The following is a 13,320-nucleotide window of genomic DNA, read 5'->3' on the forward strand; positions in this document are numbered from 1 at the left end:
GTGAGTTATCTAGCTTTTTTTATTGTATCGCCAACAATAAGTGTTGAGTGCTGGCTAATAATAAAGTTTAACCAAAGTAAGCGGCTAAATCTTCACTACCACCAATGTTTTTACCATCAATAAATACTTGTGGTACGGTATCTGAGTTAGTAATAGCACGGAACATTGAAGTATTTACGTCGCTACCAACGATCAATTCTTCAAACTTTAAACCTTGGCTTGTTAATAATGCTTTAGCCTTTTTACAAAATGGACAATCGGGCTTACTAAAAATTGTAATTTCTTGAGACTGTACAGCTTCAGGATTAATGTAATTGAGCATGGTATCGGCGTCAGATACTTCAAATGGGTCGCCAGGTAAATCAGGTTCAATGAACATTTTTTCTATAACGCCATTTTTTACTAGCATCGAATAGCGCCAGCTACGCTTACCAAAACCAATTTCTTTTTTATCAACTAATAAACCCATCGCTTGAGTAAAGTCACCATTGCCATCAGGAATGAAACTAATGTTGGCTGCGTCTTTGTCTTGTGCCCAAGCATTCATTACAAAGGTATCGTTAACAGAAATACAAACAATTTCATCAACACCATTAGCGTTAAATTTTTTCGCTAGTTCATTGTATCTTGGTAAATGTGAAGATGAACAAGTCGGTGTAAATGCGCCTGGTAATGAAAATACAATGACGGTTTTATTAGCAAAAATATCATCACTGTTTCGACTTGCCCAACCATCGGCAGTAATAATAGGAAAAGTAGTGTTTGGAACTTGCTGTGTTTCTTTATTGGTAAACATAGTCACTCGCTTTGATTGATTTGAATCGATTAAGTGGCACTAGTATGGGTGAATAACTTGATTTAATAAAGTGATAAAAACAATTCACAATGATTGATTAAAGCGATTGATTAAAGCGATTGATTAAAGCGATTGATAATAAAAAAATTAATCTAGATTGATGATGAAAGAATCACATGACTTATGACAATAGCCAACGTTTAATTTCTTCGGTCATTATATCTAGTTGTAAATAAAGGTGGCTAGCAGATGCTTTTATATCTTTACTATTTTCAGCCCTGGCTTGCTGGCTAACCTCATTGAGCGTTTTAGCTATTTCAGGGTGGGAAAAATACCGTGTACTGCCTTTTAGCTTGTGAGCAAGTGCTTGTATATATTTATGATCAAAATTCTCGGTGGCGCTTAGCCACTGCTTTTTTTCTTTTTGCCATGAAGCGATAAAAAGTCGACCAACATTTTTACTCAGTTCGATGTCGTGCTCATTATTTTTCAGCAGCATGTCTAAATCAAAAAGGCTGAAATTTTGTTTAGTTAAGTCGTTTTTCTGTTGTTTCTTTAATAACTGTCGATAAGCATTGTTGAGCTTGTTGGTTATTTCTTCCTGTGGGCAAGGTTTAGCCATATAGTCATTGAAACCTGCAGCAATACACCTTTCTGCCGCGCCACTCAAAGCATCTGCGGTTACAGCAATTAACCAAAGCGGTCGGCTTTGCTCGCTTGCTGTTAACGTTTGAGCGAGTTCAAAACCATCAACATTTGGCATATGACAATCAGATATAATAATGTCATAAGCCTGTTTTTCATGTAAATCTAAAGCTTCTTGGCCGTCGTAAGCAATATCGGCTTTAATATTTAGACGCGCAAGTTGCGCACAGAGCACTTTAACGTTTACTAGGTTATCTTCGGCAATAAGAATACGTAGATCTTGAAAACGGTTATCGTCAGCGGCATTAATTAAACGCGTATTACTGCGACGGTTATCGGTGGAACTTTCTAAAGTTGACTGTTTTAGCTTTAAGCTAAAATGGAAAGAACTCCCTTGGTCTAGCGTTGAATCAATCTTAATTTCGCTACCCATCGCTGATATTATTTCTTGGCAAATACTTAACCCTAAACCCGTACCACCATATTTTCGCGTAATGTCGTCATCGGCTTGAATGAAGGGAGTAAATAAGAACGTTTGTTTTTCCGCCGCTATGCCCATGCCGGTGTCTTTTACTTCAAAATAAAGTGTGTCGTAGGTATTTTTATTGATAACCTCACTGCTAGCCACCGTAACAATTAAATCGATTTGCCCTTTATCGGTGAACTTAATCGCGTTACTAAGCAAATTATTAAGCACTTGAGTGAAGCGTGTCGGGTCGGTTAAATAGCAGTGGCTAATTTTATTGTCTATGTGTAAGTTAATTTCTAATGGTTTGTGGTGTTCAATGTGATTGAAGCCACTAATAATATTTTTACAAAGTAAATTAAAATTCACTGGCACCGACTCTAAAGTCAGTTTGCCGGCGTCCATCTTTGAAAAGTCGAGCACATCATTGAGCAAAGCGAGTAAGTTGGTTGCCGAGCCTTGTAATGTTTCAAGTAAATCATTCTGCTCTTTATTTAAAGGTGTGAAAGCAAGGGCTTCTGCCATACCTAATACACCGTTCATCGGCGTTCTAATTTCATGACTCATCCGCGCAAGAAAAGTTATTTTCGCTTGAGCTGATTTTTCAGCTTCTATTTTTGCAGACTCAGCAATTGATAATGCATGTTCAATTTTTAGTTGGGCAAGCTTTCTGACCCTAAGCTGTCGATAATAAATCCAAAAAATAATTAGCCCAAAAAGCATAATAGCGACAAACAAATAACTGACATTTCGATAAGCATTAGCAATTTGTTTATCGGCATTATTTTCATGGAAAGCCGTTTGACTCCATTTTGCATAAAGTCTTTCGTAATCTGTGGCAGAAAGACTTTTAATGGTGCGATTAAGTAAGCTAATAATAATATCGTTACCGGGGTTACTCGCGAAAAAAAACTGAGCATTATCATTAAAGTTTATTAATGGTTGGCTAGTGAGATTTGAGAGTTGATTTTCTTTAACCAAATAAGAAGAAATCAGAGAGCCACCAATAAAGACATCAGATTCACCCAAAGATACTGAAGTAATGGCCGCATTCATCGAGTCAAAGTAATTAAGGTGTGCAAAAGGAAGTTTTTCTATTAATAATTGGGTGGCATTAAAATTATTAACCACAGCAACTTTTTTGTCACCTATGCCACTTAAACCATCTATTATCGTGTCATTATAGCGATAAACCATACTATAACTGGCTTGCAAATAAGGCTCAGAAAAAATAAGCTTTTTCTCTCGGTCTTTATTGCGCTCAACCAACGGCAGTACATTAATTTTTTGCTGTGCTAAAGACGAAAAAATTTGCTCAATATTTTTTACATAAACAGGTTTATAGATAATACCGGTTCGCTCAGTTGAAAGCGTAAATAAATCAATGGTGAAGCCGCGCTCGGTAATGTGATTAAAGTTTTTAGTAATAATGTAGGGCGGAAAACCTCCTGACACCACGGGAAAGGAAAGTTGATTATGGTCAATAATAAAATCTTTTTCAGCAACAGATAAATTTGTAAAATAGGCGCCAAAAGTTAACGAGATATTTCCTTCATTTAAGGTAATGTATTTGCTATTCCATAACTCGGCTTGTTGTCGACTCACTGAGCGAATGCCATCGTTAATTTTATGCATCAAGCTTCTATTGTTTTTACTCACGGCAAAGCGAAAGTAAACTTCTGGTGCTTCATCTTCAGTAATATGAAAATCACCACTGAGCTTATATTCGTTTAACTTTTCATTAAGTAACCAGGGTTTTGTTGCATATAAGGCATCATACTTTTGATAATCGCCAAGCAGCTTATCAATATCTTGATAATAATAACGTTCAATATGGCGACTAAGAAAATTTAAAGTTGACTGATCGTCAGAGTAGATACCTATTTGCAGACCATTACTTTTATTACTTTGAATGCGACGAAACACTTTTTGTTTGAATTTAGCATAGGGGATACTAAAAACTAAGTCTGTTTGATCTTGCTGGTAACGAGTAACGGCGACCACATCAATACTCTTATTAGCAAGCGATTGATAAGCCTTTTCTGTTGGCATGTAGCTAAACGATACTTCACGTTGATTATCTATTGCCCAAATTTGCCAATACTCTTTAAGAAAGTTAACCAGCAGTTGAAACTTCTCTCCAGAAGCTGCATTGATTGACGGCCTATCAGGTAAAGCTATTCGAAGGGGCGCTTTATTGTGGGATAGTTGCTCTGCATAGACACTAAAAGTGACTAACAAAATACTGCACAATAATGTGCGCTTAAGCCAAGTAGACATGGGCCATAACATACTCTTTATATCGCTTATAATGTCATCATCCATGGTTTAAAACTTAGATTTTTATCTAAGTTTATCTATGAAGGCAGAAGTGAAGTATTAATAAATACACTCTATGCTATAACTAGCAAACCAGCAAATTTTAATAAATAAGTGATTGATTTAATATAATGAAAATCAGATGTTTTTTAGGTAATACGACCTACTGCTACCCGGGTGCTTATTAAATAAACCTTAGTGGCCAACAAGTAAAACAACTAAAAAGATCAGCATCACAACGCAATAAATTTGCTTGCTACAGTAACAGCATGATAAATTACCCCTAAAGTTGTATATACAATTAAAAGGTTGAAGATGTCTAACACTTACACGTTAATAAAAGGTCGAATTCCATTGCTTATCAGCATGCCGCATAACGGTGAGGCTTTACCTGAATATATTGCCAATAAAATGACTGAACAAGGCAGGAAAGTGGCTGATACTGATTGGCATAAAGACAAGCTTTACGCGTTTGCTCAAGCGCTTGGTGCGTATATTATTATGCCCAAATATAGCCGCTATGTCATTGACCTAAATCGAGATCCAGCAGGTGTTGATTTATACCCTGGTGCCAACAGTACTGAATTGTGTCCGACGACTTCATTTGACCTTGCTCCACTTTACCTTGAAGGACAAGCACCAGAAAAAGATGAAATATTACATCGAGTAACCACGTATTGGCAGCCTTATCATCAAGCATTAAAAAGCACTCTAGCTGACATACAGAATGAATTTGGTAAAGCCATTTTACTAGAGGCTCATTCTATTTTGTCGACCGTGCCGAGATTTTTTGAAGGCCAATTACCCGATTTTAATTTTGGTACCGCTGATGGTAAAAGCTGCGCGCCTGAATTAATCACTGCACTACAAAAACTTGATTACTCACCTTATAGCATGATCACTAACGGGCGGTTTAAAGGCGGCTTTATTACCCGAGAGTATGGTCAACCGCAAAAAAATATTCATGCGGTACAGTTAGAGCTTTCACAACGTACTTACATGAGTGAGCCCAGTCCAGAATATAATGAAGCGTTGGCAAGTGAGGTTATTCCTAAGCTTAAACAGTTAGTAGAAACCTTGATTAAGTTTTCACAACAAAAAGCCTAGTGTAAGTGTGCTCGTATGAATGAGTCGCGGTAACTATTTTCTTAGCCGTAGTCATTAATCAGTGGTGAATAGGCAAAGGCAGTAAATGTAGATTGGGTTTTACAACAAAAATTAGCAAAGGTATTTTCGATGAAGTTATTTGCAGAACGTATTTTATTAAGCAGCGGTTGGCACACGCAGCAAACATTAACCATAGAAAATGGAGTGATCACCGCAATAACATCAGGCCATATTGACGGCGCTGAGCAAGTAGGGGTTGTTATTCCTGGTATGGTTAATTGCCACTCCCATGCTTTTCAACGTGCCTTTGCGGGTTTCAGTGAACAAGGTAGTGAAGGGCAAGACAGTTTTTGGACATGGCGCAGCATCATGTACAAATTTATCGATCAACTGACGGTAAACGATGCCGAAATAATTGCCCGACAGCTTTATATTGAAATGCTTAAAATGGGTTATACCCGTGTTGCAGAATTTCATTATTTACATCATGAAATTAATGGTGAAAACCATGATGAACTTGCTGCCATGGCAAAAGCCATTTTTAAGGCCAGTCAGCAATCGGGAATTGGTTTAACATTATTACCGGTACTTTATCGTTTCAGCGGCTTTGGTCCTTTACCGGCAAATGACGGCCAAAAGCGCTTTATTAATTCAGTAGAACAATTCAATCAACTGGTCAGTGACTGCTTTACCCTAAGTGCTCATTATCAAAATACTAATGTTGGCATTGCGCCTCACTCATTAAGAGCGGTTGACAAAACGTCGTTAGAGCAAGCGGTAAAACATGTTCGTAGTTTAGATAATAAAGCGCCAGTGCATATTCATATCGCTGAGCAGCAAAAAGAAGTCAATGATTGTTTAGCGCATTATGGTCAACGTCCGGTGGAATGGTTATTAAATAATGTCGCATTAGACCCGCAATGGTGTTTAATTCATGCAACACATATCAATGAACAAGAACGCCAAGGAATTATTGCCAGTAAAGCGATTGCAGGAATTTGCCCAACCACTGAAGCAAATCTAGGTGACGGTATTTTCCCCTCCAGTGAATTTTTAGCAGAAAATGGCACCTTAGCGATTGGCTCTGACAGTCATATTTCAGTGAATCCTATCGAAGAGTTACGCTGGTTAGAATACGCACAACGCTTAATTAAGCAACAACGTGCTATTTTAGCAACAGAAAATCAACCTTCAGTGGGTCGTAATTTGTGGCAACAAGCAGCCTTAGGCGGCGCTCAAAGTACAAATAGCAATACCGGTGAGTTAGCGATAGGTAAACAAGCGGATTTACTGGTACTTAATGCCAAAAAAGTGGCTTTGTTTGCTCACCACGACCAACACTTATTAGACAGTATGATTTTTGCAAGTCAGCATAATATGATTAACGACGTTATGGTCAATGGCCACTGGGTGATTAACTGCGGTGTTCATCACCTAGAGCAAGAGTCTGAACAAGCATTCTCTAAGCTATTGGCCAGTCTTTCTGCTTAGCATTAAACTGTTATCGCGCATCTAAGTTTTAGAACTGCTCGATAACAGCTTTATATCTTTTATAGGTTATTAATTTTTTAATTTACCTATAATAAAGAACTATACTGAGCAATTGTTTTACAAACTTTCGCTTGGTTGTCTCGGTGCAAATGTGGGGATTGTTGTTTGGCATTACAAAAATCAGTAAAAAAAGCTTTTACCGACTTTCTATCGCTGGTTATTTCTTTTAAAAATTGTTGTTCTTCAAGACTAAAATTGACAAGCTGACTCTTTAAGTCAGTATAAATTTTATCGGCCTTCAACCTTACTTTGGTATCTGTAGCTTCTGAAAAGGCATTAGAAATGACGTTTTTCTGTTCTGAAAACCACTCGTCTACTTCTGGTTGAGGATAAAAGTGTAAAAATAATGCCGCTGCGACGATTAAGATCAATAAATTTTTCATAATTCTTTATATAATTGAATGATTATATAAGAATAATCAATTTTGGGCTTATTCACTAATATTAATTGTTTTATAACGTATTCTTAGATAAATATCGTTATAATCTTGAGGCTCTCGTATATCAAGGATTTATCGTGAAATCAGAAGACAAGATCAAAAAAGCGCAGATTCAAATTCCCGTTAAAAATATTAAAATACATCAACCTAATCAGGTAGAAACCTACCAGCCTCGTGATCAAATTTATGTGCGCAAAGTAAGTGGTATTTTCCAATTACTTAGGCAGCGGATGAACTTTTTTTTCTTAGCACTTTTTGCGGTACTGCCTTGGTTGCGATATAACGATCATCAAGCCATTTTATTTGATATTGCCGAACAACGCTTCACGCTCTTTGGACTAACCTTGTGGCCACAAGATTTAACCTTACTCGCTTGGCTTTGTATTCTTAGTGCTTTTTTACTGTTTTTTGTTACCACCTTTTTAGGGCGTGTTTGGTGTGGATATTTATGCCCACAAACTGTCTGGACCTTTATTTTTATCTGGTTTGAAGAAAAAATTGAAGGTACCGCTAATCAACGTAAAAAACTGGACAGCCGTGAACTTGATTTTGACAAATTCTGGCGTAAAGCCTTAAAACATACTTGTTGGTTATTTTTCTCAATACTAACGGCACTAACGTTTGTCGGTTATTTTGCACCTGTTGATGAAGTGTTTATTGACTTTTTTACTTTTCAGGCCTCGTTTGCTTTAGCAGCGACTGTTTGGTTCTTTGCTTTTTGTACTTATGGTAATGCTGGCTGGATGCGTGAAATTATGTGTCTACATATGTGTCCTTATGCACGCTTCCAATCAGCGATGTTTGATAAAGATACCTTAACGGTTTCATATGACTTTAATCGTGGTGAAAGCCGTGGTGCACGCTCTCGTAAAGTAGCACATGAATCATTAGAATTAGGTGACTGTATTGACTGTAACCTTTGTGTGCAGGTCTGTCCAACCGGTATAGATATTCGTAACGGCTTACAATATGAATGTATAAACTGTGGTGCATGTGTTGACGCATGTGACGGGGTTATGGACAAAATGAATTACCCGAAAGGGCTAATACGTTACACCACCGAACATGAGTTACAAGGTAAAAAAGTTCATTTTATTCGTTCAAAATTAGTGGGTTATGCCATCGTTCTGGTAGTAATGTGTAGCTTGTTAGTTTTAGAAATTGTTAATCGAGCTCCGGTCACTATGGACATTATTCGCGACAGAAATGAACTGGCCAAAGAAAAATTTAACGGTGATATAGAAAATGTGTACACCTTAAAAATCTTAAATAAATCGCAAACTGATAACGTTTATCGCTTGTCTGTTAAGGGTATTGAAAACACTAAGTGGCATGGCGAACAAGAAGTCATGGTAAAAGCCGCCGCTGTGTATACGTTACCAATGAGTCTGTCGGTAGACCCCTATGAATTAAAAGGTTACATGACCGATATTTCATTTGTTATTGAGTTGGTTTCAGAGGAAGATGATGTTTCTCTTGAACATGAAAGCAGGTTTTTTAATAAACGCTAATGTCTGTATTTGATTTTACTACCCTATCACCCGACTTGATCTTAGATGGCCTAGAAAGTACTGGCCTCTTTGTTGACAGTGGCTTGCTGGCTTTAAATAGTTATGAAAACCGTGTTTATCAATTTCACGACGAAGATAAGAAAAAATACGTCACCAAGTTTTATCGACCACAACGCTGGACCGAAGCTGAACTTAGAGAAGAGCATAGCTTTTCTTTTGAGTTAGCAAAACATGAATTACCTTTAGTTGCGCCGTTAAAAATTGGTGGTGAATCGCTTTTTTCTCATCAAGGTTTTCATTTTGCTATCTACCCTTGTCGGGGCGGACGTATTTTCGAAGTAGACAATTTAGATCAGCTTGAATGGATGGGACGATTTTTAGGGCGTATTCATGCCGTTGCGGCGACAAAACCTTTTAAACATCGCCCGACCTATAACAAGCAAGAAATGCTTTTTCAGGCCACCGATATTATAAAAGACTCTGGTTTTGTGCCACACTACCTAAGCAAAGCTTTCTTTACTATTTTAGAACAAGTGGTTGATATTGCAGCGGAGCAATATCAACCCAGCCATGAAATACGTTTACACGGTGATTGTCATGCCGGTAATATTTTATGGACAGACAAAGGTCCACATTTTGTCGATTTAGATGATTGTCGCATGGGACCTGCTATTCAAGACCTATGGATGATGCTTTCAGGTGATCGCCAACAACGGTTATTACAACTTGATACTATGCTTTCGGGATACGAAGAATTTTATTCATTTGAACCCAAGCAACTTATTTTGATAGAATCATTACGTACCATGCGTGTTGTTAATTATATGGCTTGGTTATGTAAGCGTTGGCAAGACCCAGCGTTCCCGCATAACTTCCCATGGTTTAATACCGATAAGTATTGGGAACAGCAAATTTTAATGTTGAAAGAGCAAGTGTCTGCCCTTCAACAGCCACCATTAAGTTTATTACCTGCATAATTATTAATAGCGCAGGGCTATTGTTTGAGGAAAAACGTTAAATGAAAAAATTATTGAGTTTATTTGTGATGTTATTATTGCCATTAATGGCATCAGCAGCAAATTATCAAGAAGGTACGCATTACACGATCGTGAGCGAACAGGCGACCAAAAAGCCTGAAGTACGTGAATTCTTTTCATTTTACTGTCCGCATTGTTTCAAATTTTCACCTTTCATGACTAGCGTTAAAAAGCAGTTACCAGCAGGGGTTAAATTTGAATTCAATCACGTTGATTTTTTGCGTGGCGCTTCTCAAGTTATGCAGGAAACGTTAAGTAAAGCGGTAGTTGTTGCCGAGCAAATGGACATGGAAAGTAAGCTAATGGGCGCACTTTTTAATTATATTCATGTGCAGCGCGCAGTTTTTACTTCTGAAAAAGATATTCGTAATGTTTTTGTTTTGAATGGCGCTGACGGCGAAAAGTTTGACAAATTAATGAAAAGCTTTGGTGTAAATAGCCAAGTAAAACAAATGAAGAAAAAGCAAACCTACTACGCAAAAAGTGGTGGTTTAACTGGTGTGCCAGCCGTTATTGTTAATGGCCGCTACAAAATTGAAAATGCAGGTTTAGACAAAAACAACTTTGAAGCTGACTATAATAACTTAGTGAAGTACTTGTTAACACTCAACTAAATGACCGTTAGCAAGACAATAAAAAAGGAGCTAAATAGCTCCTTTTTTATTGTGTTTTTTTTCTTTTTTATACAATAAATAGCCAAAAATTAACGCAACAACCAGTAAAGATAAACTCAGTAATATTTGCTGTTCCTCACCAACTTTAATACCTGCACCCAGTAATGAAAATATCAACATCTGTGGAATAAAGCCAACACAAGTGCCTGTAACATAGGGGATAAACTTTACCTTAGCCATGCCTGCCAATATGTTGGTTAAAAAGTTTGAGCCCGCAGGTAACAAACGAATAACTAGAGCTTTGCTGAAGGTGTCCGTTGAGAAAAAAGCAGACAGCACCATTACTTTGTCGGGGTAAGCGTCAAGCACCCTTTGTCTAAAAAAGGTTTTTGCGATAAATAACGTTAGCATGCAACCGAGTGTTGCCGCTAAAGTGGCCAGCAGCGTCCCATAAACAATGCCAAAGATGTAACCACAAGAAAAAGCAGCGACTTGCCTGGGTAAACCGATACTGGTCAGTAATGCCAATAGGCTTAAAACCATTAACACCCCCAGATACCCTTGAGGAATAAACTGGTCAAGTAGTGGCTGTAGGTTGTTGTTTTTCAATACATCTAAAGAAAATAACACGCTAAAAAGAATGGCAATACTAATTAATGTGGTCATTAAAAAAAGTGTTTTAGTTTGTTTGCTCAGCATCTCTATCCATATTAAACAATCATATCTGATAAAATTTTCGCTTTAGCTAAACTAAACTCATCATCGGTTAAAAAACCCTGTTGCTTTAAATCAACAAGCTTGTCTAGCGCACTTATTAATTCGGAGTCATGAACAACGATGTCGTGCAATACCGCTGCGGTTTGCTTACTAGGTAGCGGTTCTTCTATTACGGATGCATCAATGCTTTCAGGCTCGGCCTTATTTTTCTTAAAAACTTTTTTTATCGCGCTCTTAGCTATGGCTACTTTCAGTGGTCGTGGCGTTGTTGCTTCTGGATTCAGCTGGCTGGCAATAAACCAACTCCAATCAATTAATGACTCTAAAATATCAAAATATTTAGCTTTGGTTAGACGCTGGTTACCTTTTCTAAAATATAAGCATACAACATATGTTTTAGCGTTTTTATCGGTTAAATAAAGCAGGACTTGTCGAGTTTCATCATTAATAAGCTTATGGCGATGCGCTTGATTAAATGACAAGCGCAGTTTGTTCTCGCATTGCTCATTGTAACCATGGTCAATATCCTCATTAATAATACTGACGTTGCTATCGTTTACCCAAATTTCACTTTTAACAATATCGGCAATAGCCAATTGACTGTCTATTTCTGACTGATGGCGCTTGTAAAATGATACGGTTGTTTGGCTAGTATCGAGTTCAAAGCGTGCAAACATACCTCTTAATTTTGCTTTTTGATTGACCGTTTTTAGTCGTAATCGATAAAACACCACCGCAACCACTAATATAAACAGGGTAAGCAGTAGTTTGCCATAAGCGCTATTGTTGAGTGGCGACGATTGTTCATCACTTTTATTCTCCACCTGAATACGCTTACTATTGTCACTTTTTAACGGGATAGCCTTTACCGATAATAATTGTTTATTGGTTAAATCTAACAGTAAGGGTTCGCCGTTGTGATCAAAGAGTAATGACACTTTATTTTTTGGAGAAAGCTCATCACGACTAAAAGACAAAATAGGTAATGCAGCAGCGCCACTTTGAGCTTCACTATTTGCCATCGTGGTATTCAATTGGGCAAGTTGCCAATTTTTTGTATCATTAATAAGATATAAGACACTACCCACAGACGCTTCTAAGTTTCGCCCATAATAAGGAAAAATATTTTCATCAGTCCCTTGAGTAGATTTAAGTGGAAAAACAAGGTTGTTTTGGTAAGAGTCTCGCCAGTCAGCTCCTTTATCAGCAACAACAACTTGGTGACCGCCATCGTAGTCATGTTCTACGAGTAATGCGCCATAATGTTTTTTTGACCACGAAAAAGAACTAATGCTTTGAGCGCCTAAAATAAAGATCTCATTGTTAACGTCGTTTGTTTTCATAAAAGGGTTACTACTTGGCACCCTATAATTTCTTAAGCCAAATTTCTCAGGATTAATGCGTAACACAACACCAGAATACAAAGCGCCTTCGCTAGCGTTGGCTAAGCTAGCGTTACTGTCAGATAAAGCAACAAGCATTAAGCCATAATCATCGTGCCATACTTTATTATATGGATTAAAGGCAATTTTCTGTATTTGATGTGTGGCAGTTGGCACAGCAATTCTCAGCACTTCTCTGCGTTGCTGCACATCAATTTTAATTGCCGCTGTATTGTCGTATTGCCACTGCGTTATCACAGCGTCAAATGGCAATGCAACCGGATCGGCTAACAGCGTTAATCGCGCAACATTATTATTTGTTTTAGCGGGCTCAATATGTGCAGTAAAAAAGTTTTGGAAGCCAGTTTTATCTGCTAACGAAAAACTGGGGTGTAACGTTAGCGCGGTTAATTTAACTTGTTTATCGGTAGTATGATTATTTAAAGGTAAGCTTGCTAAAAAAGTGAGCTTGGCATTATTAAGTAAAGACAATTCGCCAGCAGCGTCTGCAATTAAGTATTGTTGCTTATTCTCATTATTAACAGGTAATGCAATAACGGTTGTTTTATTGGTTGAACTTAGGCTAGGCAGCTGCGCTAAAACTTCGAGTCGAACTTCTTCAGCAATCGCTGTTAAGGGCGTTAATAGGCAGTAAAAAGCCAGCAACATTGGAAGTGATCGCGTAGTTATTTTTTTTATATAATGAAAAACGTCCATATTTTGCCAACAATCCTA

10 protein-coding genes are annotated in these 13,320 nt (G+C 37.6%); 5 read left to right on the forward strand and 5 right to left on the reverse strand.

What is annotated here, in order from left to right:
• Positions 1-67: 67 nt before the first annotated feature.
• Positions 68-796, reverse strand: a complete 729-nt coding sequence (locus H4J75_RS04415) for a glutathione peroxidase (protein ID WP_182221456.1) — start codon at positions 794-796, stop codon at positions 68-70.
• Positions 797-977: 181 nt separating this feature from the next.
• Positions 978-4,187: an ATP-binding protein gene (locus tag H4J75_RS04420; RefSeq protein WP_182221457.1), complete on the reverse strand. Its 3,210-nt coding sequence runs from the start codon at positions 4,185-4,187 to the stop codon at positions 978-980.
• Positions 4,188-4,541: 354 nt separating this feature from the next.
• Between H4J75_RS04420 and hutG the strand changes: the two genes are divergently transcribed.
• Together hutG and H4J75_RS04430 are read left to right on the forward strand one after the other, a co-directional pair.
• Positions 4,542-5,333 carry an N-formylglutamate deformylase gene (gene hutG / locus H4J75_RS04425; RefSeq protein WP_182221458.1) on the forward strand — a complete coding sequence of 264 codons (792 nt, stop codon included), beginning with the start codon at positions 4,542-4,544 and terminating at the stop codon, positions 5,331-5,333.
• A 129-nt stretch (positions 5,334-5,462) separates the two neighbouring features.
• Positions 5,463-6,824 (forward strand): formimidoylglutamate deiminase, encoded by a 1,362-nt coding sequence (locus H4J75_RS04430; RefSeq protein WP_182221459.1) that lies wholly within the window; start codon positions 5,463-5,465, stop codon positions 6,822-6,824.
• 86 nt (positions 6,825-6,910) lie between these two features.
• Here H4J75_RS04430 and H4J75_RS04435 read toward each other — a convergent pair whose 3' ends face one another.
• Entirely contained in the window at positions 6,911-7,267 is a 357-nt protein-coding gene (locus H4J75_RS04435) for a hypothetical protein (RefSeq protein ID WP_182218171.1), read from the reverse strand.
• A gap of 134 nt (positions 7,268-7,401) precedes the next feature.
• Here H4J75_RS04435 and ccoG point away from each other — a divergent pair, with 134 nt between their 5' ends.
• From ccoG to H4J75_RS04450, 3 genes are read left to right on the forward strand one after another with little or no spacing between them, the layout of a single operon-like run.
• Entirely contained in the window at positions 7,402-8,835 is a 1,434-nt protein-coding gene (gene ccoG, locus H4J75_RS04440) for a cytochrome c oxidase accessory protein CcoG (protein WP_182221460.1), read from the forward strand.
• The gene (locus H4J75_RS04445) at positions 8,835-9,812 is read left to right on the forward strand and encodes a serine/threonine protein kinase (RefSeq protein ID WP_182221461.1); all 978 of its coding nucleotides are present in this window, start codon (positions 8,835-8,837) and stop codon (positions 9,810-9,812) included. Before ccoG ends, H4J75_RS04445 begins: the two co-directional genes overlap by 1 nt.
• A 41-nt stretch (positions 9,813-9,853) precedes the next feature.
• On the forward strand, positions 9,854-10,486 hold the full coding sequence (locus H4J75_RS04450; protein ID WP_182218184.1) for a thiol:disulfide interchange protein DsbA/DsbL: 633 nt from the start codon (positions 9,854-9,856) through the stop codon (positions 10,484-10,486).
• 30 nt (positions 10,487-10,516) lie between these two features.
• Here the strand turns inward: H4J75_RS04450 and H4J75_RS04455 are convergent, their stop codons facing one another.
• Together H4J75_RS04455 and H4J75_RS04460 are read right to left on the reverse strand one after the other, a co-directional pair.
• Positions 10,517-11,185 carry a TVP38/TMEM64 family protein gene (locus tag H4J75_RS04455; RefSeq protein ID WP_182221462.1) on the reverse strand — a complete coding sequence of 223 codons (669 nt, stop codon included), beginning with the start codon at positions 11,183-11,185 and terminating at the stop codon, positions 10,517-10,519.
• A gap of 11 nt (positions 11,186-11,196) precedes the next feature.
• Positions 11,197-13,302 carry an SHOCT domain-containing protein gene (locus H4J75_RS04460; protein ID WP_182221463.1) on the reverse strand — a complete coding sequence of 702 codons (2,106 nt, stop codon included), beginning with the start codon at positions 13,300-13,302 and terminating at the stop codon, positions 11,197-11,199.
• Between the last annotated feature and the right edge of the window lie 18 nt (positions 13,303-13,320).

It is taken from the genome of Colwellia sp. BRX10-1 (assembly GCF_014077545.1).
In the GTDB taxonomy this organism is placed as follows: Bacteria; Pseudomonadota; Gammaproteobacteria; order Enterobacterales; family Alteromonadaceae; genus Colwellia_A.